Source organism: Pseudofrankia coriaricola (assembly GCF_032027725.1).
In the GTDB taxonomy this organism is placed as follows: domain Bacteria; phylum Actinomycetota; class Actinomycetes; order Frankiales; family Frankiaceae; genus Pseudofrankia.
This window is the reverse complement of the sequence record NZ_JASNFO010000055.1, coordinates 39088-63226: the sequence shown is the minus strand read 5'-3', so window position 1 is coordinate 63226 and position 24139 is coordinate 39088. Positions and strand designations below refer to the sequence as shown.

Here is a 24139-nt window from a genome sequence, read left to right as displayed (position 1 = left end):
GACGAGGACGGCCGCGGAGCGAGTGCGGCGACGGAGCGAACCCGAAACACAGTGAGCGTGAAGGCGGAGCGGGGCCGAGGCGCCATGAGCCCGGCGACGGCAGGGCTGCCGGCGGGATCGGGCCGGGTCGGGGTGGTCGGGGCGGGGCTGGTGGGGCTTGCCGTCGCCCGCCGGCTCGCCCACCTCGGCGCCGAGGTGACGGTCCTGGAGAAGGAGGACGACGTCGCCACCCACCAGTCCGGGCACAACTCGGGGGTCGTCCACGCCGGGCTCTACTACCAGCCGGGCTCGCTGAAGGCGACGCTGTGCCGGCGCGGCGCGGGGCTGCTGCGCGAGTTCTGCGCGGAGCACGGGCTGGTGTTCAACGAGATCGGCAAGGTCGTCGTGGCCCGCGACGAGGCCGAGCGCGTCCGGCTCGCCGACCTCGAACAGCGGGCGAGGGCGAACGGCGTGCCGGGCGTGCGCTGGCTCGACCCGGCGGCGCTGCGGGAGCTGGAACCGGGCGTCACCGGCGTCGCGGCGCTGCACTCGCCGACCACCGCGATCGTCGACTACCGGGCCGTGGCCCGCGCGATGGCCGACGACGTGCGCGCCGCCGGCGGGCGGGTGCTGTTCGCCTCCCGGGTCGGCGCCGTGACCCCGGACGGCGCGGGCGGCGGTGTGGCGGTGCACGCCGGCGAGGAGCGGTACCGGTTCGACCGGGTGGTGCTGTGCGCCGGGCTGCAGTCCGACGTCGTCGCCCGGCTCGCGGGCGACGACCCGGGGCCCGCGATCGTGCCGTTCCGCGGTGAGTACTACCGGCTCGTCCCCGAGCGTGCGGGCTTGGTGCGCGGCCTCGTCTACCCGGTGCCAGATCCGGCCTACCCGTTCCTGGGCGTGCATCTGACCCCGCGGGTCGACGGCAGCGTGGACATCGGCCCCAACGCCGTCCTCGCCGCGGCCCGCGAGGGGTACCGGCGCCGCGACGTCGACCCGCGGGAGCTCGCGGCGGTGCTGCGCTGGCCGGGGGCCCGCAGGCTGTTCCGCCAGCACTGGCGGGCCGGGGCGTGCGAGCTGCGCGGGTCGCTGTCGAAGCGGGCGTTCGTCGCCGCCGCCCGCGCCTACGTGCCCGAGCTGCGCGCCCGCGACGTCGTGCGTGCCCCGGCCGGCGTGCGCGCGCAGGCCGTGGACGCCGATGGCACGCTCGTCGACGACTTCCGGATCAGCCACCTAGGCCCGGTGACCGCGGTCCGCAACGCCCCGTCACCGGCGGCGACGTCGTCGCTCGCGATCGCCGAGCACGTGGTCGACTGCCTGGCCGCCGTCGCCTGAGCCCCGAGCCCCGATCCGTCGCTCCGGTCCTCGGTCGCCGAACCACCGCCGAACCGGCGGCCTCCGAACTGCCGGCCCCCGAACCGCCACTGCCACCGTCGCGCCGTCCCGGCCGGCCGCCGCCAGGCTGTTCCGCCGCGGTCCGGCCCCGCCCCCACAGAGTGAAACGAGGAACCGCACAGATGCTCATCGTCGACTCCCAGATCCACATCTGGAAGGAAGAGACGCCCGACCGTCCCTGGGTCCCGGGCGCCCGGGAACGGATCCGGCTCAACGGGCACCGCGAGGAGGCGTTCTCCTACGAGGAGGCGCTGAGCCTGATGGACTCCGCCGGAGTGCACCGGGCGCTGATCCTGCCGCCGAGCTGGGAGGGCGACCGGACCGACTACGCGCTCGAGGCCTGCGAGGCGTACCCGGACCGGTTCGGCGTGATGGCGCGGATCCCGCAGAACAAGCCGGCCGAGGGCGCGGCGATGATGCGCGACTTCGCGCAGAACCCCTACGTCAAGGGCACGCGGCTCACGTTCCACCGGCCGGTCGACCGGAACTGGATGATCGACGGCACGAACGACTGGTACTGGCCTCTGGCCGAGGAGCTTGGCATCCGGACGATGGTGCACGCCCCGATCTGGAAGGCCGAGCTCGGCGTCATCGCCGCCCGTCACCCCGAACTGCGGATCATCATCGACCACATGGGGATCATGGCGCGCTGCGTCGACGACGCGATCGGGTACTGGGTCAAGGAGACCGCGGACCTGCACGTCCACCCGAACATCTACGTCAAGGTCTCGGCGGTCCCGGGCTACTCGACGCACCCGTTCCCGAACCTGAACCTCGCCAAGTACGTGCGCGAGATGGTCGACGCGATGGGCCCGAGGCGCTGCTTCTGGGGCACGGACCTCACCCGGCTCATGGGTCACGGCCTGACCTACGCCGACACGATCGCCCAGTTCACCGAGCACTTCGGCCTCACTCCCGGCGAGCTTGAATGGATCATGGGTCGGGGGATCTGCGAGTGCCTCGACTGGCCGCTGCCGGTGGCCGCCGAGACCGCCCCCGCTGTGGAGGCGGCCCCGTGACGGGTCCCGACGCCACCGCCACCGCCACCGCCGGCGTTGGCCGCGCCGCCGGCGACGCCCGGGCGGCGGTCGACCGGGCCGACGGCGGCGAGGCGATCCTCGCCGCCTGCCGCAGCCTCGGCGTGGACGTGATCTTCTCCTCTCCGGGGTCCGAGTGGGCCCCGGTGTGGGAGGCGCTCGCCCGCCAGGCGCGCGACGGCGTCGCGGGCCCGCGCTACCTGGACCTCATGCACGAGACGCTCGCCGTGGCGATGGCGACCGGTTACGGCCTGGCCACCGGCCGTCCGCAGCTGGTGCTCCTGCACGCCGGCCCGGGCCTGCTACAGGGTGCCTGCGGGATCCACGGCGCGCTGCTCGCCGGGGTTGGCATGGTCGTCTGCTCGGCCGAGTCGCTCACCTACGGTGAGGGGTTTTCGGCGGGCAGCGGCGCCGTCGACCCGGGGTCGCAGTGGTACCGCAACCTGTCGATGGTCGGCGGGCCGCAGGCGTTCGCGGCGCCGTGGGTGAAGTGGTCGTCCCAGGTCGGCGACGTCGGCACGCTGTACGGGTCGGTGGTGCGCGCCGCGGAGCTGGCGGTGCGGGGGCCGGCCGGGCCGGTGTACCTGAACGTGCCGGTCGAGGTGCTGCTCGCGCCGTGGGACGCGGCGCGGGCGGACGTGCGGCCGGTGGCGCCGACGGGGCGGCGGGTCAGCACGGACGACGAGCTGGAGCGGGCCGCCCGGCGGCTGCTGGCCGCCGAACGGCCGGTGCTGGTCACCGAGTCGGTGGGGCGGGCGCCGGACGGGTTCGGGGCGCTGGTCGAGCTCGCCGAGCTGCTCGCGATCCCGGTGGTGGAGCCGCAGTCGGCGGTGTGCGCGAACTTCCCGCGCACCAGCCCGCTGCACCGCGGCGGCGAGGCCGGGGCGCTCACCCGCGAGGCGGACCTGATCGTGCTGGCCTGCTGCCGGGCGCCCTGGTACCCGCCGAGCAACCGGCCGGCCGGCGCCGAGGTGCTGGTGATCGACGACGTGCCGCAGCGGCCGGTGATGGCCTACCAGGTGCTCGGCGCCGACCAGTACCTGGAGGGCGACGTCGGCCCGACCCTGCGCGCGCTCAGCGCGAAGATCAAGGCACTGGGCGCCGATGAGCAGCGGATCGCGGCCCGGCGTGCCCAGCTGGCCACGCCACCGCCGCCCGCGACCCGCTCCGCCAGCCCGGCCACAGCTGCCGGTTCGGGTAGTTCGGGTAGTTCGGGTCGCTCGGGTGGCGGGCTGGACGCGGCGGAGGTCGCGGTGGCGCTGCGCGAGCTGCTCGACGGGCGCGCGGCGGTCGTCGACGAGACGATCACCCACAGCCGGGTCGTCGCCGAGCACCTGCGCGCCGAGGAGCCGCTGCGTTACAGCTACGTGCAGGGCGGGCTCGGCCAGGGGCTGGGCGTGGCGCTCGGCGTGAAGCTCGCCGACCCTGCCCGCGAGGTGGTGCTGACCGTCGGCGACGGCTCCCTGCTCTACAACCCGATCGTCCAGTCTTTCGCGGCCGCTCGCGGCCTCGGCCTGCCCATCCTGGTCGTCGTCTTCAACAACGGGCAGTACCGGTCGATGAAGCTCAACCACCTGCGCTTCTACCCGGACGGCGCCGCGGTCACCGAGGACGACTTCCGCGGCGTCGACCTCCCCGACGCCCCCGAGCTCGCGGCCCTGGCCGCCCCGTTCGGCATGTTCGGCGCGACCGTCACCGATCCGGCGGACCTGCGGCCGACCCTGGCGCGCGCCCTGGCGTCCGTCCGGTCCGGCACTACCGCGCTGGTCGACATCCGCCTCGCCCGCTAGCCACACCGCGATCCACCGGGTCCCCGAACCCCTCGCTCGCACGACCGCTACTGGAAGTCTTCCTCCGTCTGTCTGTCTGGAGCGCTCATGGCAGCCCCTCGCACCCTTGTGCCGGACAAAACGCTGCGCACGCTGGTCAGTGACATCTTCGCCGCCGCCGGCACCAGTCGGGAGCACGCCGACACCATCGCCGACGTGCTCGTCTGGGCGAACCTGCGCGACATCGACTCGCACGGCGTCTCCCGCGTGCCCCGCTACCTGGAACTGTTCGAGAAGGGCCAGGCGAACCCGAAGCCCACCATCGCGGTGGACGAGCTGCGCTCGGCCGTCGCCATCGTCGACGCGGACGCGGCGCCCGGCCCGGTGGCGCTCTCGCTGGCGATGGACCAGGCCGTCAGCATGGCCCGCTCCGCGGGCGTCGCCTGGGTGACCGTGCGAGGCACCGTGCACACCGGCACGATCGGCTACTACACCGAGGCCGCGGCCCGCTACGGCATGGCCGGTCTCGGAATCGTCGCCGGCGTGCCGAACATGGCCTACGTCGGGACAACCAGCGCCGGGGTGGCGACGAGCCCGCTGTCGGTGGCCATCCCCGCCGGCCGGCACCCGACCGTGCTGCTCGACATGGCGACGTCGGTGATCGCGCTCGGCCGGATCGCCGAGCACAGGGCGAAGGGCACGCCGCTGCCCGAGGGGGCGGCGCTGACGAAGGACGGCCGGCCGACGACCGACCCGGCCGAGGCGGCGCTGCCGTTGCCGGTCGGCGGGGCGAAGGGCGCCGGGATGTCGCTGGTCTTCGAACTGCTCGCGAGCGGCCTCGCGGCCAACCCGATCGTGTCCTCCTACCACTCCGGGACGCCGGAGGGCCGCCGGCACCGGCAGAACGCGGTCCTGGTCGCGGTCGACATCTCGGCGTTCGTGCCGGTCGAGCGGTTCCGCGGGATCGTCGACGAGACCGTCGACGCGATCAAGGCGCTGCCGCCGAGTGATCCGGACCGGGAGCTGCTGGTCCCCGGCGAACGCGGGGCGCGGACCTACGCCGAGCGGCTCACGAGCGGGGTGCCGCTGCCGGTTCCGCTGGTCGCCAAGCTGGTCGGGCATGCGCGGGCGCTCGGCGCGCCGGTTCCCGAGGGCCTCTGAGCCGGGCCCGCTGGCAGCGCCGGTGGCAGACGCCGCCGGATCGGATTCGCCGATCCGGCGGGAATCCCGGGCTCCGTCGATCCGGCGGAAATCTCGGGAGCGAGCCCGCGGCGCGGTGACCCGGCCGCGGGAACTGGTCACCCCGATTCCCGCGGCCGGGCCGGCCACCCTTCCCGACCGGTTTCCCGGCGGCCGGGAAACCGCTCGGGAGAACTCAGTCGGCGACCATCCGGTCATCGTCGGACAGATGCTCGACGGTGCGGCCGGTGGCGACGAACGTGCGGGTCACGTAGGCCGAGTCGTAGACCCAGAGGATTGTCATCGGAACCTGGCCGATGTTGCGGAACAGATGGGGGATGCCGGCCTCGACGTAGGTGGTGTCGAACGGCTCGAGCCGGGTGGTCTCCCCATCGACCTCGACCTCGGCGGCACCGGAAAGCAGCGTCACGTGTTCCACGCAGTTGTGGGTGTGCAACGGCGCTCCGGTACCCACGGGATAGGTACTGATTCCGGAGGTGAGGGTGATCTGTTCGGCCGCGCTGGCGCGGGTGATGAGCGGCAGCGTGCGGACGCTCCCGCCGCGGTCGAGCCGTTCCACCTGGCTCGCCTTGATGATCGTCACCGGGTCTCCTCCCAGGTCCGGCGTCGGCTCGGTGAGTGCCGTGCTTCGACGCGCGGGCCGCCATCCGACGGTAGAAGGCCACGTCAGCGCCCGCGAGCGCACAACCCGAAGCCTAATGTTTCGCCCGCGGGGACCAGTTCGGCGAGAAGCCTCTGGACAACTCCGGCCCGTTTCAGCATTGTTACCCAGGTCACCTGAAGGAGGACGCGCGTGCGACTGGAACCCATTCAAGAACTGACCCCGCGGCAGGCGGAGATCAGTGCGCGGATCACCGCTCGGCGCGGTGGCACGCGCGGCCCGTTCCTGGTCTGGCTGCGCAGCCCCGAGCTATGCGAGCGGGTCGAGTCACTCGGCGCCTACTGCCGGTTCGAGTCCGCGCTTTCCCCGCGGCTGCGGGAGCTCTCCCTGCTGATTGCGGCGCGCCACTTCGACGCCCAGTACTCGTGGAACGCGCACGTCGACAAGGCGGTCGACACGGGTGTCTCCCGCGAGGGGCTGGAGCGGCTCGCGCGCCGCGAGGACCCCCGGTTCCCGGCCGCCGACGACCAGCTGCTCTACCAGTTCGCCACCGAGGTGCTCGAGCGGCACTTCGTCAGCGACGAGACGTTCGCCGCCGGGCTCGCCGCCTTCGGCGAGCAGGGCCTGGTGGACCTCATCGGCTGCCTCGGCAACTTCTCGATGCTGGCCATGCTGCTCAACACCTTCCAGGTCGACCTGCAGGCCAGCCGGCCGGCGCCGTTCCCGGACATCCGCGGCTATGTCAAGATCGACTCAGACTCAGACTCCGAGGTCGAGGCCGCCCCTGACGCCGACGCCGCTTCCGAGGCAGGGCGTAAGCCGGAGCTGGTCGGCGGTCAGTGGCCGGAGAGGCCATGACCACCGCGGCCCCTGAGCAGGGGGCGCCCCGGGGAACCGGCCTCGCGGCCGCCGACGCGGTCGCGGCCGCCGGCGTCGGGAGCTCGGCTTCCGCGGACGTCGAGCCGGCGGGGCGCGGGCGTTCCGGCGCCGGGCCGTGGCCCGGGCGCGGCCAGGGCCAGGGGCGCCATCCCGGGTACGGGCACTCGTGGGGGTACCAGGGGGCGCGGTTCGCGGTCGTTGGCGTCTGGCTGCTGCTGATCGGCGTCTACGGCCTGACCGAGCCGGACACCTTCCTGACGGCCGGCACCTTCCAGACCATCTTCGGAAGCCAGCAGGCGCTGGTGTTCCTGACCGCGGCGTTACTGTGCACGATCTGCGTCGGGGAGTTCGTCGACCTGTCGGTGCCCTCAGTCTTCGGCCTCGCGGCGATCCTCGTGCCGGTGCTGACCGTCCAGCACGGCTGGAACGTCTGGTTGGCGAGCCTGGTCGCGATCGCCGTCGCCGTCGCCGTCGGGGCGGTCAACGGCGCCCTGGTCGTGCGCCTCGGCGTGAACACGATCGTCGTGACGCTGGGCATGGGGACGCTTCTGCTCGGCGTCGCGCTGTGGGTCAGCAACCTGACGCCGGTGAGCGGTCTGTCCAGTGGTTTCTCGAAGATCTCGCTGCTCGACGTCGGTGGCCTGCCGATCAGCTTCTACGAGGGTGTCGTGCTCATGCTGGTGTTCGCCTACGTTCACCTGGCCACCCCGCTGGGGCGGAACATGCGCTTTGTCTCGGCGAACCGCGAGGTCAGCCGGCTCGCCGGGGTCCGGGTGCACGGGATCCGCTTCGGTGCGTTCGTCGCCGCCGGCCTCGTCAGCGGCGTCGGCGGGGTGCTCGCCACGGCCGCCACCGGCGGTTTCGACCCGACTGTCTCCCAGAGCTACCTGCTGCCGGTGTTCGCCTCGACGTTCCTCGGCACCGCGATCCTGCAGCCCGGCCGGTTCAACCCGCTGGGGACGCTCATCGCCGTCTATTTCCTCGCCACGGGGATTCTCGGCCTGCAGCTGATGGGCGTGGCCGGCTGGGTCTCCAACGTCTTCTACGGCGGCGTCCTGGTGATCGCCGTCACGATCTCCACCCTCCTGCACCGACGCTCCGGCTGACCCCGCCCTGGCCGCGGTCCGCCCCCTGTCACTCCCGAAACTGGCGCAACACTCCCGAAAGGTTCTCGGACGATGCGGACATCCCTGAGACGTTCGGACCGCCGGCCGTTACCCCGCCACGGCATCGCGACCGCCGGGGCATTAGCGGCCGCGGTCGTACTGGCCGCCTGTGGCTCCTCCGGCTCGGATGACGGCGGCTCGGGCTCCTCGGCGACGGGCGCCGCCAGCGCCTCGCCGAGCGGCGACGCGCTGGCCGCCACGGTCGACAAGCTGCTCGAGCCCACCGCCGGCCTCCCGGTGCCGACCACCCAGCTCGACGGCGTCGCGGGACTGAAGGGCAAGACCGTCTACTACATCCCGATCACCCAGCAGTCCTCGCAGTTCAAGATCATCGGTGACGCGCTGACGAGCGCCATGGGCGCGGTCGGGATCTCGTTGCAGATCTGCAACGGCGGCGCCAACCCGACGCAGATCACCGCCTGCGTCAACCAGGCCATCGGCGCGAACGCCGGCGCGATCGTCACCGACGCCATCCCGTACGCGCTCGCCGCCAACGCGCTGGGCGCCGCGCAGGCGAAGAACATCCCGGTTCTCATCACCAACCAGATCGCCGACCCAGCCCACCCCGTCAGCAAGACCCTCGGCTACGTCGAGGGCGGCGGCACCGCCCAGCTCGTGGCCGTCGCCGACTGGATCATCGTCGACTCCGGTGGCAAGGCGAACGTCCTCATCAACGGCAGCACCGACTCGCCGTCGTCGCAGGCCTACGTCCAGGCAGCCAAGGACGAGTTCTCCGACCACTGCCCCGGCTGCAAGGTGACGGTCAACCCGATCTCGTCGGCGAACTTCCCGCTGATCGCCCCGTCGACAAGCTCCGCGATCCTGCGCACCCCCGGCGTGAACTACGTCCTGTCGGAGTTCGACCAGTACCTGCAGCCGACGCTCGGCGGCGTCCAGCAGTCCGGAAAGATCACGTCAGTGAAGGGCGCGTCGGGCTCGGCGCAGCTCGCCGGCCTGCAGATGCTCGCGTCGAAGAACTTCCTGCACGTGGACGCCGGCCAGGCGTCGACCTTCCAGGGCTGGGTGGACGCCGACGCGGTGCTGCGGCTGATGCTCGGCAAGCCGCTGCCCACCTACGACCCGGTCGTGCGGCTGTTCACCCGCGACAACGTCTCCGGCCTGACACTGACGGCCGAGGGCGAGGCCTCCGGCGAGTGGTACGGCCCGACCGCCTTCCCGGCGCAGTTCAAGGCGCTGTGGGGAATGAGCTGACCCATGCCGCTCTCCCAACGGTCCGCCGGGACCGGCTTCGCCGACCGGGCAGGCGCCTCGGGCGTCGCCGAGCCGGTGGGAACACCGGGTGACGCGGCGGCGCCCGCCCCGACGGCCGCGGCCGTCGGGGCGGGCGGCCCCCCGCGGCTGCGCGTCGAGAACGTCTCGAAGACCTTCGGCCGCAACCGGGCGCTGCGCGATGTCCGCCTCGACCTGCGGCCCGGCGAGATCCACGCCCTCGTCGGCCAGAACGGCTCGGGCAAGTCGACGCTGGCCAAGGTGCTGACTGGCTACCACGCGCCGGACCCGGGCGGGCGGGTGCTGGTCGACGGCGTGGAGCTGCGCCTGCCGGTCCGGCCGCGTCAGGCGCGCGCCGCCGGGGTCGCCGTCGTCCACCAGAGCCTCGGCCTCGTCGGCGAGGCGAGCGTCGTGGAGAACCTGCGGGTCGGGCGGTTCCGCGCCGGCCGGTTCTCCCGGCGGATCCGGTGGCGCGAGGAGCGGGAGGCCGCGCTCGCGGTGCTCGAACGCCTCGGCCGGCCGCTGCCATTGCACGTCCCGGTCGCCTCGCTGCCCGAGGAGGCCAGGGCGACGGTCGCGATCGCGCGGGCGCTGCAGGACGCGCACCCCGGCCATGGGATGATCATCTTTGACGAGTCGACCCGTTCGCTCGGCCGGGAAGCGCTCGAGCACTTCTACGGCATCCTCGACGAGGTCGTCGCGACCGGAACGGCCGTGCTGATGATCACCCACCGGTTGGAGGAGGTCGTCGAAGCCGCGGACAGGGTGACCGTGCTGCGCGACGGCGTGGCCGCCGAGTCGGGCCTGCCCACCCAGGGCCTGCGCGCGACCGACCTGGCTCGCCTCGTCCTCGGTCGCGCCCTCACCTCGATGCCAGGCCCGGTTCGGACCCCGCCGGACCAGCCCGCGACGCCGGCACCACCGCCAGCGTCGGCGGCGGTGCCGGCGCGGACCGGGGCATCGGCCGATCAGGCGTCGGTCGAGACGGCGTCGGTCGAGACGGTGCCGGTCGAGACGGTGCCGGTCGAGACGGTGCCGGTCGAGACGGTGCCGGTCGAGACGGTGCCGGTCGAGACGGTGCCGGCCGAGACGGTGCCGGTCGAGACGGTGCCGGTCGAGACGGTGCCGGTCGAGACGGTGCCGGCCGAGATGGTGCCGGCCGAGATGGTGCTGGTCGAGGTCGCGCCAGCTGATTCGGAATCGGCTGGGTCGGGCGTGCCGGCGCGGGCCGCCACGCCCGCGAAGCCGGCGGAGCCGTTCGTCGAGCTGGTGGGGGTGTCCGGAGCGATCGCGCGGGATGTGTCACTGCGGCTGGAGCCGGGCGAGATCGTCGGCGTCACCGGGCTGACCGCGAGCGGGTACGACGAGCTGCCCTACCTGGTCGCGGGGGCGCGCCGCGCCGGCGCCGGCCGGCTCACCGTCGCCGGGACGTCCCTGGACCTGACGTCCCTCGACAGCCGGGCGGCGATCGCCGCGGGCGTGGCGCTCGTGCCGGAGGCGCGCGAGCACGCCGGGCTCGCGCTAGAGCTGACCGTCGGTGAGAACGTCCTGTTGCCCCGGGTGGCCCAGGCCGCCGGCGACGACGGGCCGGCCGCGCACGCCGGGCGGCGCGGCCGTCGGGAAGGGGAGGCCGGCGACGGCGCGGACGTGCCGCGTCGACACCGTGGCCACGGCGGTCAGGGCGGTCAGGCTGGTCGGGCTGGTCGGCTACGCGGTGGCGGCGCGGACGGCCGGTCCAGTTCACGCGCGGTGCGCGGCCGGGCCGGCCGGGGCCGGAGGCGGGACTGGTACCGCCACGAGCCACCGGGGCGGATGCGCGGCGGGCTGATGCCGGTGGACCGGGACGCCGAGCGGGCGTTCGTGAAGCACTGGATCAACGCGGTCGACGTGCGCCCGCCGGCGCCGGAGCTGGCCGCCGGGAAGCTCTCAGGTGGCAACCAGCAGAAGGTGCTGCTGGCGAAGTGGCTGGCCGTGCGGCCACGGCTGCTGGTGCTACATGAGCCGACCCAGGCCGTCGACGTCGGTGCCCGGCACACCATCATCGCCACGATCCGCGAGGCGGCGGTGCGTGGCTGCGCCGTGCTGGTGGCCGGCAGCGACGAGAACGAGCTGGCGCTGCTGTGCGACCGGGTGGTCGTGTTCCGGGACGGCCGGGCAGCCGAGGAGCTGACGGATGATCTCGCGCCGGACGCGATCGTTGCCGCGACGTTCAGCACCGGCGACCGTCGCGCTCTGCGCTCACCGTCCCGCGCCAGCGCCTCGGCCGGCGGCGTGGGCGACGGATAGGTATGCGCCGGGATAGCTTCCAGCGCACGGCGCCGTGGCGCTGGTTACAGCCGAAGGCGCGCGACGACAGCGAGCCCTGTCGCGTGCCCGGAGGCCCGCCGCGGTAGACCGACCGAGACCGGGAGGACCGATCGTGGACCGGATCACCGTCATGCGCAGCTTCGTCCAGGTCGGCGAGGAGGGCAGTTTCAGCCGGGCCGCGCGCAGGTTGGGCATCTCCGGCTCGCTGGTCTCCCGCCACGTCGCCGAGCTGGAGCGCCAGCTCGACATCCGGCTGGTGAACCGGACCGCGCGGGCGGTGACGCTGACGGCGGCCGGGCGGCGCTACTACGACTTCGCGGACCGGATGCTGCACGACCTCGACGCGGAGGACGCGGCGCTGCGCGGCATGCGGGAACGTGCCGAGGGGCCGCTGGCGGTGATCTGCCCGAAGTGGATCGGGAACCTCGACCTCGGCGAGGCGATCGCCGACTTCGCGGTCGACCATCCGAAGATCCACGTGCGGTTCGAGGTCGGCGGGATGTCGGACCGGGCGTTCGACTTCCTGGACCAGGGCTACGACGTCGCGTTCCACACCCGCGACCTGCGCGACTCGACGATGCTCATCCGCAAGCTCGCCGACATCGACTACGTGCTGTGCGCGTCGCCGGAGTATCTGGCCGCGCGGCCGCCCCTGAAGGATCCGGTGGAACTCGCCGACCATGACTGCCTGGTGCACCTGAACGACCCGATCTGGCACCTGCACGGGAACGGCCGGGAGGTGCACTCGAAGGTGCTGACGGCGGTGTACTCGTCGAACAGCTACCTGACGCTGCGCAAGGCGGCGGTGCGCGGGCGGGGGCTCGCACTCATGCCGATCCGGACGGTCGCGGCGGATCTGGACGCGGGGCTGCTGGAGCGCGCGCTGCCGGACTACCGCGGGCCGGCGCGCTCGCTCTACGCGGTGCACTCGCCGGGCGCGCACACGCTGCGCCGCGTGCGGGTTTTCCTGGACTACATCACCACCTGGTTCACCCGCAACCCGATGACCGCGACCTGACCGTTCACGCATCTTTAGAGTTCGCCAAAACCGCGGGCCGGGCATTGATCCGCCGTTCACGGCGGCCATAGTGTCGCCGTGCCGAGACACGATGCATGTCGAGATTGGAGTTCCTGACCGGTGACGATCCTTCGTATCGAGCGGGCCGTCTACGGCGTAGACGACGTGGCGACCTGCCGCCGGTTCTTCGAGGATTTCGGCCTTACCGCGGCGGCCCGCGACGACCCTGACGAATCCGCGGTACTCGCGACACGGACGAACCAGGTCGTGGAACTGCGCCGCCGCGACGACGCGGCACTTCCGCCGGCCGTCGAACCGGGCTCGACGCTGCGCGAGCTCGTCTGGGGCGTCGACGGCCAGGCAGCGCTCGACCGGCTCGTGGCGGACCTCCGCAAGGACCGGACGGTGGCCGTCGACGCGCGGGGCGTCGCGCACACCCACGACGAGACCGGCTTCGGCCTCGGGCTCGCCGTCGCCGACGTCACCCCGGTGGACGTGCCGCAGGCGGTGGTGAACCGGCCTGGCGCGCTGCGCCGCTGGAACGCGCCGCTGCCGCCACCCGACGGCGCGGTCCAGCCGCTGCGGATCTGCCACGTCGCCTGGAACATCCCGAAGAGGAACCGCGCCGAGGCGGTCGCCTTCTACGTCGACCGGCTCGGTTTCCGGATCACCGACGACGTGTTGCCCATGGGCACGTTCATGCGGGCCGGGGGGGACCAGGACCAGCACACCCTGCTGCTGTGCCACCGCCCGGACCGCGCCGGCGTGAACCACACCGCCTATGAGGTCGCCGGCTTCGACGAGGTGATCCTCGGCGGCAACCAGATGATCGCCAGAGGCTGGCGGGAGGCGCGCCGCCTCGGCCGGCACACCGTCGGGTCGAACGTCTTCCGGTTTGTCCACGCCCCGTGTGGCGGCCGTGTCGAGTACGCCGCCGACATGGACCGGGTCGACGCGTCCTACCCGGCCCGCGTCCACGAGACCGCCCCGCCGCACCACCTCTGGACCCTGCAGACCAATCGGGACGGAGACGAATGAGCACGCAGACGATTCCGCCAGCGCCGGCGGATGCCAGCTCACCGACCAACGCGACCGCTGTCGCCGGCTATCCCGAACTGGCGATGTACATCGACGGCCGGTGGACGCAGGGGAGCGGGAGCCGGCGCGAGCCGGTGCTGAACCCGGCGACCGGCGAGGTGCTCGGCCAGGTCCCGCTGGCCGAGGCCAGCGACCTGGACGCGGCGGTCGCCGCCGCCGAACGGGGTTTCGCGCTGTGGCGGGACCTGCCGGTCGATCGGCGCGCCGCGATCCTGCACCGGACGGCCGACCTGCTACGCGCCCGGGCCGGTGAGATCGGCCGCGTGATGACCCAGGAGGAGGGCAAGCCGCACGGTGAGGCCACCGGCGAGGTCAGGCGGGTCGCCACGCTCCTGGACTGGGACGCCGAGGAGGGCAGGCGTGCCTACGGCCGGATCATCCCGACCGGGCCGGGGGAGACCCTCACCGTCGCCCGGGCGCCCGTCGGACCGGTGGCGGCGTTCACCCCGTGGAACTTCCCCGCCGGCGGCCCGATGCGCAAGATCGCGGCGGCGCTCGCGGCCGGCTGCTCGATCGTCATCAAGGCCTCCGAGGAGACTCCGGGGACCGCGAACCTGCTGGCACGGGCCTTCGAGGAGGCCGGGCTGCCGGCGGGGGTACTCAACCTGGTGTTCGGGGTGCCGAGCGAGATCTCCGAACGGCTGATCGCCTCGCCGGTGATCCGGTTCGTCGCGTTCACCGGATCGATCCCGGTCGGCAAGCACCTGGCGGGTCTCGCCGCCGCCGTGATGAAGCCGACGATCATGGAGCTCGGCGGGCACGCGCCGGTGATCGTCTGCCAGGACGTCGACCCGGCCGAAGCGGCGAGATCCTGCGTGCGCGGGAAGTTCGCCAACGCGGGCCAGGTCTGCACGTCGCCGAGCCGGTTCTACGTCCACGAGAGCCACCACGACGCGTTCGTCGACGCGTTCGTCCAGGCCGCCGAGGCCGTCAAGGTCGGCGACGGGCTGGAACCGGGCGTCCAGATGGGCCCGCTCGCCAACCCGCGGCGGCGCGCGGCCGTGCACGCGCTGGTCGAGGACGCGCGGGCGTGCGGGGCGCGGGTGCTCACCGGCGGCGAGGTGCCGGCCGGGCCCGGGTTCTTCTACCCGCCGACGGTGCTCGTCGACGTGCCGGAGGACGCGGTGATGCTGCGCGAGGAGCCGTTCGGCCCGGTGGCGCCGATCGTGGTGTTCACCGACCTGGACGAGGCGATCGGGCGGGCCAACGCGCTGCCGTACGGCTTGGCCGCCTACGGCTTCACGCACCGCGCGGACATCGCGGCGAAGCTGACCGGCGCGTTCGAGGCGGGCATCCTGTCGATCAACCATGTCGGCGGCTCGGTGCCGCAGGCCCCGTCGGGCGGCCTCAAGGAGAGCGGTCACGGCCGCGAGGGCGGCTCGGAGGGCCTGGAGGGCTACCTGGTCACCAAGCGGGTCTCGCACCGGATGCAGATCTGATGCGCTGGTGCCGGTTTCGAGACCTCGTCACCCCCAGCGTCCGCCGACGCCTCGCCGGGGGTGGCGAGGCGGCCAGGCACACCGGCGGGCCTGGCGTGGCCCGGTTCGGGATCGTCGAGGACGGTGAGACGGTCCGGCCCGTCGACGGCGGCCCGTTCGGCGAGTACCGCCCACGAGGCCGGCGGGCGCGCCGGCCGCTCGCCGAGGTGGAGCTGTTGCCGCCGGTCGTGCCGAACACGTTCTTCGCCGTCGGCCTGAACTACACCTCGCACATCCGGCACGCCCGCGAGCACGGGATGGCGGGCGCCGCCGTTCCGGAACGGCCGGAGGTCGGCTACCGGGCCAACAGCGCCCTCGTCGGCCACGGCGCCCCGGTCGTCAGGCCCACGGACTGCGCCGGCCGGTTCGAGGCCGAGGGCGAACTGGTCGCCGTCATCGGCCGGCCGGTGCGCCGGTGCACCCGGGCGCAGGCGCGGGACGCCGTCCTCGGCTGGACGATCGGCAACGACGTCAGCGCCCGCGACTGGCAGCACGCCGACCGGACCCTGTGGCGGGCGAAGAACAGCGACACGTTCAAACCGATGGGCCCGTGGATCGAGACCGACGTCGACCCGATGAGCTCGCGGACGCTCGTCGCCGTCGGCGGCGAGACGGCCGCCGAGTTCGCCACCGGCGACATGGTCTTCGACCCGTACGACTACATCGCGGAGATCTCCCGATATATCACGCTGTCGCCGGGTGACGTGCTGTGGATGGGCACCGACGCGGTCGTCGAGATGCCCGCGGGTAAGACCCTCAGCGTGACAATCACCGGGATCGGGACCCTATCTAACCCGGTTGTCCAGGAAATGTAGGCCAGGAAATGCGCGGCGCAGGAAACCGTGTGGTCCGGAAAACCGGGTAGCCCAGAAGACCGGGTGGCTCAGAAAACCGGTAGTCCGGAAAACCGTGTAGTCAGAAATCTAGTGCAGGAAGACCTGGCGAACGGAAACCCAGGGGAGCCGGTATGAGCAGTCGTCCCGCCTATATCCACCACGTCAATTTCCCGACCACCGACCCCGAGCGGACCAAGGAGTGGTACTCCAAGGTCTTCGGCCTCAAGGCCATCACCCCGAAGAGCAACACCAAGGTCGTCCTGATGACGCGCGGTAACTTCGACCTGCACTTCACCCCGGTCGAGGAGATGGACCGCATGTCGCCCTACCACTTCGCCATGGAGGTGGAGGACTGGGACGGCTTCCTCGCGCATCTGCGCGAGCTGGGGGTCCGCTACACCCGCCCGATCGAGCGCCCCGAGAACAACTCCAAGTTCTGCTACATCCACGACCCCGACCACACCATGATCGAGATCGTCTACCACGCCAGACGGCCGGGCGGCCCCGGAGCGCCCGGCGGTCCTGCCGCGGGTGGCCCCGGCGCGGGCGGTCCGGGTGCGGGCGGTCCCGGTGCGGGCGGTGCCGCGGGTGCGCCCGCCACGAACGGCCAGGGAGGCTGACGTGCCCTACGCGACCTCGGCGGACGGCGCCCTGATCTACTACGAGACGCACGGCGCCGGGCCGGCGGTCCTGTTCGTACACGGCTCCGGCGGCCACCACGCCGCCTGGTGGCAGCAGGTCCCGCACCTGCGCGACCGGTTCACCGTGGTGACGCTGGACCTGCGCGGCTTCGGCCGGTCCGACTCGACGATGGCCGAGTACGACAGCCGGGCCTTCCCCGACGACATCGCCGCTGTCCTCGACGCGGCCGGCATCGCCCGCGCCGTGCTCGTCGGCCAGTCGATCGGTGCCGCCGCGGCGCTGAAGGCGGCGCTGCTCGACCCGGCGCGCGCCGCCGGCGTCGTGCTCGCCCATTCGCTCGGCGGCATCGACCACCCGGACCTGGCCGCCCGGGTCCGCGCCGACCGGGCCGAGGCCGAGAAGCTGCCGGTGCTCGACCGGCTGCTCACCCCGCGTTTCCGCGCCGCCGACCCGGCGCGCACGTTCCTCTTCCAGCAGATGGGCACCTTCAACACCGCGAAGATGGCCGACCTGCGCAATCTCAACACCGACGGCCCGACCGCCGCGGAGGTCGTCGCGTCGGGTATCCCGATCTGCCTGCTTGCCGGCGAGAACGACGCGGTGCTGCGCCCCGCCACGGTCCGCGCCGCGGCCGCGCTGCTGCCGGGCGCGACGCTCGACATCGTCACCGCCGCGCCGCACTCGATGTACTGGGAGACCCCGGAGTTGTTCAACGCCGCCCTCGACCGATTCCTCACCTCCGTATACGGCGCCGAGCTGCCGGGCGCGCTGTCGAGCTCTGGAGCGTCCGCATGACCTCTTCCCCGACCCTCACCGAGGCGCGCGCCCTCGTCGACGAGGCCCGGGCGCTCGCCCTCGACCTCGGCAAGGCGATCAGCGTCGCCGTCGTCGACTACGGCGGTTTCGTCGTGCTCGTCGAGCGGATGGACGGCGCCCGGCCGATGACGCCGAGCATCGCCGTCTCGAAGGCGTACTCGGCGGCCGTCATGCAGCGGCCGACCGAGATGCTGGAAGGCTGGCGCGACTCCGACCCGGTGTTCTTCGCCCAGGTCGGCCGGATGGGCCACCACCCGATCATCGCCACCAAGGGCGGCATCACCCTCAAACGCGACGGCGAGATTCTCGGCGGCGTCGGGATCTCCGGCGGCAGCCCCGACGAGGACCAGCGGATCTGCGAGCGGATCGTCAAGTCGGCCGGCTTTGAGCTCGACTTTGCCGCGTGGGCCGGCGCGAAGAAGGAGCGCAGCCGTGGCTGACGACTTCAAGTACCACATCGACCACCACGCGAGCCTGCTCACGCCGCCGAAGATCGTCGAGGCGCGTGCCGCGGGGACCGACGTCGATCTGCGCGCCGCCGAGGACACGGCCGTCAGCCGGACGCTGCTCACCCAGCGCCGCCTGGGGCTCGCGGCCTCGTCCGACGGCGAGTACCGACGGCGCAACCACCTGTCCGTCGTCTACGACGGCATCGCGGGCTTCGGCCCCGCCGGTGCGGCCGCTGGCCCGCTCGCCCGGCTCGTCGGCGAGCGGCACGCCCCGGAGGTCCGGGCGCTCGTCGAACCGCCGGCCGAGCGCGGCCGACTGGTCAAGCATGAGACCGACTTCGTGCTCTCGGCGGTGCAGCGGCCCGTCCTGGTCGCCCTCCCGTCGCCGGGCTACGTCGCCGAACTGGCGGCCGAGGCGGGCGGGGCGGACCCGGCCGCGTCCGCGGACGCGGGGGAGCGGCTCGCGCGGATCCTGCGGGACGAGATCGCCGCGGCCGCCGCCGACGGCGTCCGCTACGTGCTGCTCACCAACCCGGCGTACGGCTTCCTGCTCGCCGAGCGGGGCCGTGCCCGGGCCGCCGAGCTGGGCCTCGACCCGGACGCGGCGATCGAGCGGATGCTCGCCGCCGACGCGCAGGTGCTCGCCGGCCTGGAAACGCCCGCGGAGTTCCGCGTCGGCCTGGACATCACGACCGCGGGCACGGCCGGCGGCCCCTATGACGCCGCCGCTGTGGCGGGCTTCCTCGGCCGGTCGCCGTTCGGCCGGCTGTGCGTCGAGTTCCCCCGCGATGCCGCCGCGCGGTTCCCGCTCGGCGAGCTGCCGGCGGGTCTGGTGATCTCCCTCGGCATCGTGGACGTGAGCGACCCGGCGCTGGAGAACGTCGACGAGCTGGTCGGGCGGATCGACGCCGCGGCCGAGGTCGTCGACATCGACGACATCGCGATCTCGACGAACGGCGGCTTCCGCTCGGTCCCGGGCGGCCTCGACGAGGCCACCCAGCGCGACAAGCTGCAGCGCGTGGAGATGGTCGCCCGTTACTTCTGGGGCAACGAGCTGTAGGGAGCCAGCGGCCTGGGCGAATCCTGGATCATGGCTACTACCAGGCTGTCTGTGTCTTTCGCTCGCCCCGTAGCCCCCTGGCGGGCCTGCCGCCGACTGTCGACCGAACCACCGGCGGCCGCGCGATTTCCTGGCGCACCTCGGCCGCGCCCCCGCGGCGGCGCGGGGTTTCATCGCCCGACGTCGGGCTGGGGCGCGGCGAACGAGCGCAGGTGGGCGTAGGCGGCGTCGAGCGCGACGCGCAACGGCAGGACGTCCCGGTGGGTCCGGGCGAGGAGGACGCCGCCCTGCAAACTGGTGAAGACCGCGAGCGCCAGGAACTCCGGCTCCGCGTCGGGCACGAGTTCGCCTCGGGTCCGCATGCGTTCCAGGCCTTGCGTCAGGTAGGCCTGCCAGCGCTCGAAGCAGGCCGACAGGTCGGCGCGGGTGGCTTCGTCGCGACCGGCCAGCTCGCCGGCCAGGTTGCCGAGCGGGCAGCCGGGGAAGTCGCTCGCCGCGGTCTGGGTGGCGAACTCGTCCATCCAGGCGCGGATCGCCGTCCAGCTGTCGAGCTGCGAGAGCCGAGGCTGCTGCGCTTCGACCAGGCAGTCGAACCGGTCGGCGACGACCGCCCTGACGAGTCCGCCCTTGTCGCCGAAGTAGTGGTAGAGCTGGCTCTTGCTGGCCCCCGCCGCCGTGAGGATCTGGTCCAGCCCGGCCCCGGCCACGCCGCGGTCGTCGATCAGGGCCGACGCCGCATCGACGATTTTCTGGCGGCTGTGCCGGCCCCGGCCAGTCGTCGGTTGGTTCTTCACGACGTCACTCTAGCTTGGACTGGACAGATCGGTCCAGTCGTGGCTAGCGTAAGCCGCACAGAGCGTTCGCCCCGCCAGTCGTCCCACCTTCCGAGGGCCGCCTGGCGCCTGCCGTCGAACGGAGCGTTTTTCGTGTCATCGCTCACTGGAAGGCCCGCCGCGCTGGTGACCGGCGGTACCACCGGAATAGGTCTCGCGACGGCGCAGCTGCTGCATGCCGACGGGTTCGACGTGCTCGTCACCGGCCAAAATCCAGAAACACTTGCCGCCGCCGCCGAACAGTTGCCCGCCGATGTGGTCGTGCTACGTTCCGACGCCCGCGCACCGGCAGAGCCGGATCGGGTGGCGGCTGCCGTTCGGGATCGTTTCGGCCGGCTCGACGTAGTATTCCTCAACGCAGGTGTCGGCCAGCTCGTCCCGATCGGAGCAGTCGACGAGGCGACGTACGACGAAATGTTCGACGTGAACGTCAGGAGTCAGTTGTTCACGCTGCAACGGGTCCTGTCACTGGTGCGAGACGGCGGCTCCGTCGTGTTCAGTACGGCCCTGGGCGCCACGCTCGGTCTGGCCAACTGGTCGGTTTACAGCGCGACGAAGGGCGCGCTGACCGCCCTGGTCCACGCCTTGGCCGTGGAACTCGCGCCGCGAGGAATCCGGGTTAACGCGGTCAGTGCCGGCCCGGCGGACACGCCCGCGCTCTCCAAGCTCGGCCTGCCGGGCGCGGCGCTGGCCACGATGCGGAAAGACCTGGCCGCCGCGATCCCACTGGGCCGCCTGGGCGTCGCCCAGGACGTCGCCCGCGTCGTGGCGTTCCTTGGCTCCCCAGCGGCCGGTTTCGTCACCGGCACGACGATCGCGGTCGACGGCGGCCTCGGCGCGGCGGTCTGAGTCGGACGTCCAGGTCCCACGACAGCTTCACGAGAACGACAAGGACAAGGACACGCACATGACCACGACCAACGCCACCGCCCAGGACCAGAACCAGCCGCGGGTCGCGCTTGTCACCGGCGGAACCACCGGAATCGGCCTGGCCACGGCTCGGTTGCTGCACCGGGGCGGGTTCGCCGTCGCGATCACTGGCCGGAACCCCGAGACGCTGGCGGCGGCGCGACACGCATTGCCCGACGACGTCCTCGTCCAGCGCGCCGACGCCCGGGTCCTGGCGGACGCCGACGTGCTCGCCGCCGAACTCCGTGACCGGTTCGGGCACCTCGACGCGGTGTTCCTGAACGCCGCCGTCGCCCAGCCCTCGCCGTTCGGCTCCGTCACCGAAGAATCGTACGAGGAACATTTCGGAGTGAACGTGAAAGGGCAGTTCTTCACGTTGCAGCGAGTGCTGCCGCTGCTCCGCGACGGCGGTGCCGTCGTGTTCAACAGCTCGCGGCTGGTGGCCCGGTCGTTTCCCGGGATGTCGCTGTACGTCGCCACCAAAGGAGCGCTGGCGTCGATGGCCAGGGCGCTCGCCGTGGAACTTGCCCCCCGGCGGATTCGGGTCAACGTCGTCAGCCCTGGCCCGGTCGACACCCCGGCGCTGGCGAAACAAGGGCTGTCCGCCGCGGAACTGACCAGTCTTCGCGCGACGCTGACGGCCAAGGTTCCGCTCGGCCGAATAGCGTCGGACGAAGAAGTGGCCCGGACCGTCGCTTTCCTGGTTTCGGACGCGGCCAGTTACCTCACCGGCGCCGACGTCGTCGTCGACGGCGGGATGATGGCCAGCGTCTAAGACCCGTGGCGGCACCGGTTCCGGTCGATCTCACCCACTTAGCCGAAGGAACTCAGACCAGTCATGGACAAGGCCGAACTCGACGAACAGAACCGTCGGGTGACAGCGGAATATCTCACCCGGGGCGGCGTGGTCAGCGGCGACTACCAGGGCAAGGACGGGGACGACCGGCGGTGACCGTCCTCGTCGTCGGCGCTACCGGCCGAACCGCGTCGCACCTCGTCAGGTGCCTGCTGCGGGACGGCGTGCCGGTGCGGGCGCTGGTGCGGGACCGGGACAAGGCCGAGACCGTGTTCCGCGCCACCCGGCGTCCTGCCACCGGGCACCTCGAAATCATCAGCGGTCCCTTCGACGACCCAGCGCTGCTCCTGTCCGCGACGACGGGGTTAGACGCAGCCTTCCTCGCGCTGTCCACCAGCCCGCGGCAGATCGCGCTGGAGCGGAACGTCGTCGACGCCGCCGCCCGGGCGGAACTGCCCCACCTGGTCCGGCTGTCCGTGTTCGACGCGGACCTCGACGCCGGCTACGAGATCGGCCGACGCCACGGCGAACTCGACGCCTACCTGGCCGCCTCCGGGGTGCCGCACACCCTGCTCCGCCCCACCTATTTCAGTAGCAACCTGCTGGTCGCCGCGCCCTCGATCGCGGCGACCAGCAGGTGGGCCGGGCTGGTACCCGACGGCAGGGTCGCCCTGGTCGACACCCGCGACGTCGCCGAGGCCGCCGCGGTCGTGCTGCGGGACCCCGCTGGCCGCGGAGCGGCCTACCAGCTGACCGGGCCGGAGGCGCTGACATTCACCGAGATCGCCGAACGCTTCAGCCGGGTGCTGGGCCGGCGAATCAGCTACGACGCCGCCGACGAAGCCCATGTGCGCGCAGCCATGGCTGCCCGGGGCGTACCGGGCTGGCTGGCCGACGTCGCCGTCGGAATCGACCTGGCGATGCAGGACGGCCGACACTCCCAGGTAACCGACGAGATTCGCGCGCTCACCGGCGCGGCGCCTCGCACATTGGAGATGTTCGTCGAACCCAACCGCGCCGCCTACACCCCGCCGGGCTAACCGCCACGTTCAGCACCGAACTCGCGGAGACAGCACCTGCGGCGGGGGGCTGCGGTCCGGACTGCGGTTGCCTCGCCACGACCAGCCCGTCGAAATCCGGTCCGGTGCCGCTCACGCTGTTCCCAGTCCGACCTGACATCACGTTCGAGCACGGCAGCCGCTCTGCCATCGCGATCACCTCCGCGACCGAACCACTCCTTCCCTACCCGGCACAGCCACGGAATTCCTCGGCCACCCATACATGATCAAACGATCACGACAAACCACCGCTACTACAGGGTCACCCGACGGGCGATCGCCCACAAGGGGCGACAGTCAGGCCGTCAGGCCCAGGTGGCGCAGGAGTTCCTCGTGCGCCCTCTGACCGTAGTATTCGAACATCTGGGCGAGCAGGCCGTCGCGGAAGGTTACCCGGATGGCGAGCTTGTTCTCGTACTGCCCGCCGCCAACCAGTTCCGCGACCATGCGCTCCTCGACGAAGGCCACCTCGGGGTCGTCGGTCTGGTAGAAACGGACGTCATGCACGTCGATTCGTGTGGTGGCGGCGCCGAAGCCCTTGAATAGCTGCGCCAGCGCCGCTCGGCCCTCGACGAGCGCCGGGAAGCTCCCGACGGGGTAGGCCACCTCATAGCGGGCGTCGTCGTGCCAGCAGGCGATGAACTCGTCGATACGCCCGGCGTAGAGCAACGCGCTCGACGTCCTCCAGACCGCCTCGTTGCGCTCACGGGCAGCGGCCAGCTGGGTCGGAGACGGGGTTGTCGTGGTCGCGGTCATTGCATTTCCTCCGGTGGTTTCTTCGCTACGATGTCGTGTTCTGCCGAGGATCAGCGCGAAAGGATCAGCGCGGTGTGAACGCGGTCGCGGCGAGCCGGGCGTAGCGACGACGGGTGAGGATCCACAACAGGTGCATGGCCCGCGGGACCGACGCGAGCAGCTCGGCTTGTTCCACCTCGTCGAGGTGCGACAACAGCCAGGGGGCGGTGAACGGAAGCTGGCTCACGGGCGTCATCCGTACGGCTTTCGCGTTCAGCTCGTCGAACTCGGCGCCAGTAAAATGGCGGGCGAACAGCGGGACGATCTCGTCATCCTCGAACCCCAGGTGACGGTCGAGGTGGTCTGACAGGTCCTCGGCGAGGGCTGCGGAGCGTCCGTGGTCGCCGCTGACGAGGGCCGCGCGGAGCTGGTTCAGGATCGCGTCGAGTTCCGCGTGGTCGGATTCCAGCGCAGGCGCGTAGTCGCCGTAGGTTGCGACACGGGCGGCCAGCGCCGGGAACAGCAGTGTGTCCTCGATGCGGTGGTGGAGTTGGATCTCCTCGGCGAAGCCGTGGAACCAGCGGGCGAGCGCCCTGGCGGTGTGGGCGTCCGCCGGTGGTGAGGACGCGGCTGCGGCCAGCCGGGCGGCGCTCGCCCGTAGCGCCTGGTGGACCCGGAGATAGCTGCTGAGGTTGGGAGTGGAGGCGGCTGGACGGGTGTTCGTTCGCATGGTGCAAGGATGTGAGCCCGGGCTGGGACGAAACCTTGACGGAACCTTGACGTCCACCGCGACCGCCTGCGGCCTGACGACGGGCGGGGACTGCCCGCGGCCGACAACGGGCGGAGACTGC

23 protein-coding genes are annotated in these 24139 nt (G+C 72.2%); 19 read left to right on the top strand and 4 right to left on the bottom strand.

What is annotated here, in order from left to right:
- Positions 1–84 precede the first annotated feature (84 nt).
- The 4 genes from lhgO to QOZ89_RS27995 all read left to right on the top strand — a co-directional run bounded on the left by lhgO (position 85) and on the right by QOZ89_RS27995 (position 5338).
- Positions 85–1311: an L-2-hydroxyglutarate oxidase gene (gene lhgO, locus QOZ89_RS28010; protein ID WP_071047790.1), complete on the top strand. Its 1227-nt coding sequence runs from the start codon at positions 85–87 to the stop codon at positions 1309–1311.
- 182 nt (positions 1312–1493) lie between these two features.
- The gene (locus QOZ89_RS28005) at positions 1494–2390 is read left to right on the top strand and encodes an amidohydrolase family protein (RefSeq protein ID WP_071047789.1); all 897 of its coding nucleotides are present in this window, start codon (positions 1494–1496) and stop codon (positions 2388–2390) included.
- Positions 2387–4198, top strand: a complete 1812-nt coding sequence (locus tag QOZ89_RS28000; RefSeq protein ID WP_241841596.1) for a thiamine pyrophosphate-dependent enzyme — start codon at positions 2387–2389, stop codon at positions 4196–4198. The genes QOZ89_RS28005 and QOZ89_RS28000 overlap by 4 nt, the downstream gene beginning before the upstream one ends.
- A gap of 87 nt (positions 4199–4285) precedes the next feature.
- A complete protein-coding gene (locus QOZ89_RS27995) occupies positions 4286–5338 on the top strand; it encodes an Ldh family oxidoreductase (RefSeq protein WP_071047788.1) in 1053 nt (350 codons plus the stop codon).
- A gap of 214 nt (positions 5339–5552) precedes the next feature.
- Here the strand turns inward: QOZ89_RS27995 and QOZ89_RS27990 are convergent, their stop codons facing one another.
- A complete protein-coding gene (locus QOZ89_RS27990; RefSeq protein WP_071047787.1) occupies positions 5553–5960 on the bottom strand; it encodes a cupin domain-containing protein in 408 nt (135 codons plus the stop codon).
- 210 nt (positions 5961–6170) lie between these two features.
- Between QOZ89_RS27990 and QOZ89_RS27985 the strand changes: the two genes are divergently transcribed.
- The 12 genes from QOZ89_RS27985 (at position 6171) to QOZ89_RS27930 (ending at position 18957) form a co-directional block, all read left to right on the top strand.
- Positions 6171–6836, top strand: a complete 666-nt coding sequence (locus QOZ89_RS27985; protein WP_083418346.1) for a carboxymuconolactone decarboxylase family protein — start codon at positions 6171–6173, stop codon at positions 6834–6836.
- Positions 6833–7963 (top strand): ABC transporter permease, encoded by a 1131-nt coding sequence (locus QOZ89_RS27980; protein ID WP_312626387.1) that lies wholly within the window; start codon positions 6833–6835, stop codon positions 7961–7963. Before QOZ89_RS27985 ends, QOZ89_RS27980 begins: the two co-directional genes overlap by 4 nt.
- 72 nt (positions 7964–8035) lie before the next feature.
- The gene (locus QOZ89_RS27975) at positions 8036–9235 is read left to right on the top strand and encodes a sugar ABC transporter substrate-binding protein (RefSeq protein WP_312626385.1); all 1200 of its coding nucleotides are present in this window, start codon (positions 8036–8038) and stop codon (positions 9233–9235) included.
- Positions 9236–9238: 3 nt separating this feature from the next.
- The gene (locus QOZ89_RS27970; RefSeq protein WP_312626382.1) at positions 9239–11539 is read left to right on the top strand and encodes an ATP-binding cassette domain-containing protein; all 2301 of its coding nucleotides are present in this window, start codon (positions 9239–9241) and stop codon (positions 11537–11539) included.
- 133 nt (positions 11540–11672) lie between these two features.
- On the top strand, positions 11673–12578 hold the full coding sequence (locus tag QOZ89_RS27965) for a LysR family transcriptional regulator (RefSeq protein WP_071047785.1): 906 nt from the start codon (positions 11673–11675) through the stop codon (positions 12576–12578).
- 120 nt (positions 12579–12698) lie between these two features.
- Positions 12699–13616 carry a VOC family protein gene (locus QOZ89_RS27960; RefSeq protein WP_071047784.1) on the top strand — a complete coding sequence of 306 codons (918 nt, stop codon included), beginning with the start codon at positions 12699–12701 and terminating at the stop codon, positions 13614–13616.
- Complete coding sequence (locus QOZ89_RS27955; RefSeq protein ID WP_312626377.1) at positions 13613–15115, top strand: NAD-dependent succinate-semialdehyde dehydrogenase; 1503 nt, start codon at positions 13613–13615, stop codon at positions 15113–15115. Before QOZ89_RS27960 ends, QOZ89_RS27955 begins: the two co-directional genes overlap by 4 nt.
- Positions 15115–15969, top strand: a complete 855-nt coding sequence (locus QOZ89_RS27950) for a fumarylacetoacetate hydrolase family protein (protein WP_312626375.1) — start codon at positions 15115–15117, stop codon at positions 15967–15969. The genes QOZ89_RS27955 and QOZ89_RS27950 overlap by 1 nt, the downstream gene beginning before the upstream one ends.
- Before the next feature lie 152 nt (positions 15970–16121).
- Positions 16122–16610 (top strand): VOC family protein, encoded by a 489-nt coding sequence (locus tag QOZ89_RS27945; protein ID WP_083418342.1) that lies wholly within the window; start codon positions 16122–16124, stop codon positions 16608–16610.
- Between the two features lies 1 nt (position 16611).
- Positions 16612–17427: an alpha/beta fold hydrolase gene (locus tag QOZ89_RS27940; protein WP_071047791.1), complete on the top strand. Its 816-nt coding sequence runs from the start codon at positions 16612–16614 to the stop codon at positions 17425–17427.
- A complete protein-coding gene (locus tag QOZ89_RS27935) occupies positions 17424–17888 on the top strand; it encodes a GlcG/HbpS family heme-binding protein (RefSeq protein ID WP_071047783.1) in 465 nt (154 codons plus the stop codon). Before QOZ89_RS27940 ends, QOZ89_RS27935 begins: the two co-directional genes overlap by 4 nt.
- The gene (locus tag QOZ89_RS27930) at positions 17881–18957 is read left to right on the top strand and encodes a methionine synthase (RefSeq protein ID WP_312626368.1); all 1077 of its coding nucleotides are present in this window, start codon (positions 17881–17883) and stop codon (positions 18955–18957) included. The genes QOZ89_RS27935 and QOZ89_RS27930 overlap by 8 nt, the downstream gene beginning before the upstream one ends.
- Before the next feature lie 170 nt (positions 18958–19127).
- On the opposite strand, the gene QOZ89_RS27925 is transcribed toward QOZ89_RS27930, so the two are convergent.
- Positions 19128–19751 (bottom strand): TetR/AcrR family transcriptional regulator, encoded by a 624-nt coding sequence (locus QOZ89_RS27925; protein WP_312626365.1) that lies wholly within the window; start codon positions 19749–19751, stop codon positions 19128–19130.
- A gap of 132 nt (positions 19752–19883) precedes the next feature.
- Between QOZ89_RS27925 and QOZ89_RS27920 the strand changes: the two genes are divergently transcribed.
- The 3 genes from QOZ89_RS27920 to QOZ89_RS27910 all read left to right on the top strand — a co-directional run bounded on the left by QOZ89_RS27920 (position 19884) and on the right by QOZ89_RS27910 (position 22535).
- Complete coding sequence (locus QOZ89_RS27920; RefSeq protein WP_071047780.1) at positions 19884–20639, top strand: SDR family oxidoreductase; 756 nt, start codon at positions 19884–19886, stop codon at positions 20637–20639.
- Positions 20640–20697: 58 nt separating this feature from the next.
- A complete protein-coding gene (locus QOZ89_RS27915) occupies positions 20698–21474 on the top strand; it encodes an SDR family oxidoreductase (RefSeq protein WP_312626362.1) in 777 nt (258 codons plus the stop codon).
- A 173-nt stretch (positions 21475–21647) separates the two neighbouring features.
- Positions 21648–22535 (top strand): NmrA family NAD(P)-binding protein, encoded by an 888-nt coding sequence (locus QOZ89_RS27910; RefSeq protein ID WP_071047778.1) that lies wholly within the window; start codon positions 21648–21650, stop codon positions 22533–22535.
- A gap of 315 nt (positions 22536–22850) precedes the next feature.
- Here the strand turns inward: QOZ89_RS27910 and QOZ89_RS27905 are convergent, their stop codons facing one another.
- Positions 22851–23309 carry a nuclear transport factor 2 family protein gene (locus tag QOZ89_RS27905; protein ID WP_071047777.1) on the bottom strand — a complete coding sequence of 153 codons (459 nt, stop codon included), beginning with the start codon at positions 23307–23309 and terminating at the stop codon, positions 22851–22853.
- Positions 23310–23373: 64 nt separating this feature from the next.
- Positions 23374–24018 (bottom strand): hemerythrin domain-containing protein, encoded by a 645-nt coding sequence (locus QOZ89_RS27900; protein ID WP_071047776.1) that lies wholly within the window; start codon positions 24016–24018, stop codon positions 23374–23376.
- Positions 24019–24139: the final 121 nt, after the last annotated feature.

What these genes read in the sequence shown, in the direction of transcription:
- QOZ89_RS27955 (WP_312626377.1), top strand. Translation starts at nt 13,613, where the DNA reads ATGAGCACGCAGACGATTCCGCCAGCGCCGGCGGATGCCAGCTCACCG.
- QOZ89_RS27950 (WP_312626375.1), top strand. Translation starts at nt 15,115, where the DNA reads ATGCGCTGGTGCCGGTTTCGAGACCTCGTCACCCCCAGCGTCCGCCGA.
- lhgO (WP_071047790.1), top strand. Translation starts at nt 85, where the DNA reads ATGAGCCCGGCGACGGCAGGGCTGCCGGCGGGATCGGGCCGGGTCGGG.
- QOZ89_RS27980 (WP_312626387.1), top strand. Translation starts at nt 6,833, where the DNA reads ATGACCACCGCGGCCCCTGAGCAGGGGGCGCCCCGGGGAACCGGCCTC.
- QOZ89_RS27900 (WP_071047776.1), bottom strand. Translation starts at nt 24,018, where the DNA reads ATGCGAACGAACACCCGTCCAGCCGCCTCCACTCCCAACCTCAGCAGC.
- QOZ89_RS27945 (WP_083418342.1), top strand. Translation starts at nt 16,122, where the DNA reads ATGAGCAGTCGTCCCGCCTATATCCACCACGTCAATTTCCCGACCACC.
- QOZ89_RS27915 (WP_312626362.1), top strand. Translation starts at nt 20,698, where the DNA reads ATGACCACGACCAACGCCACCGCCCAGGACCAGAACCAGCCGCGGGTC.
- QOZ89_RS27935 (WP_071047783.1), top strand. Translation starts at nt 17,424, where the DNA reads ATGACCTCTTCCCCGACCCTCACCGAGGCGCGCGCCCTCGTCGACGAG.
- QOZ89_RS27975 (WP_312626385.1), top strand. Translation starts at nt 8,036, where the DNA reads ATGCGGACATCCCTGAGACGTTCGGACCGCCGGCCGTTACCCCGCCAC.
- QOZ89_RS27905 (WP_071047777.1), bottom strand. Translation starts at nt 23,309, where the DNA reads ATGACCGCGACCACGACAACCCCGTCTCCGACCCAGCTGGCCGCTGCC.
- QOZ89_RS28005 (WP_071047789.1), top strand. Translation starts at nt 1,494, where the DNA reads ATGCTCATCGTCGACTCCCAGATCCACATCTGGAAGGAAGAGACGCCC.
- QOZ89_RS27970 (WP_312626382.1), top strand. Translation starts at nt 9,239, where the DNA reads ATGCCGCTCTCCCAACGGTCCGCCGGGACCGGCTTCGCCGACCGGGCA.
- QOZ89_RS27995 (WP_071047788.1), top strand. Translation starts at nt 4,286, where the DNA reads ATGGCAGCCCCTCGCACCCTTGTGCCGGACAAAACGCTGCGCACGCTG.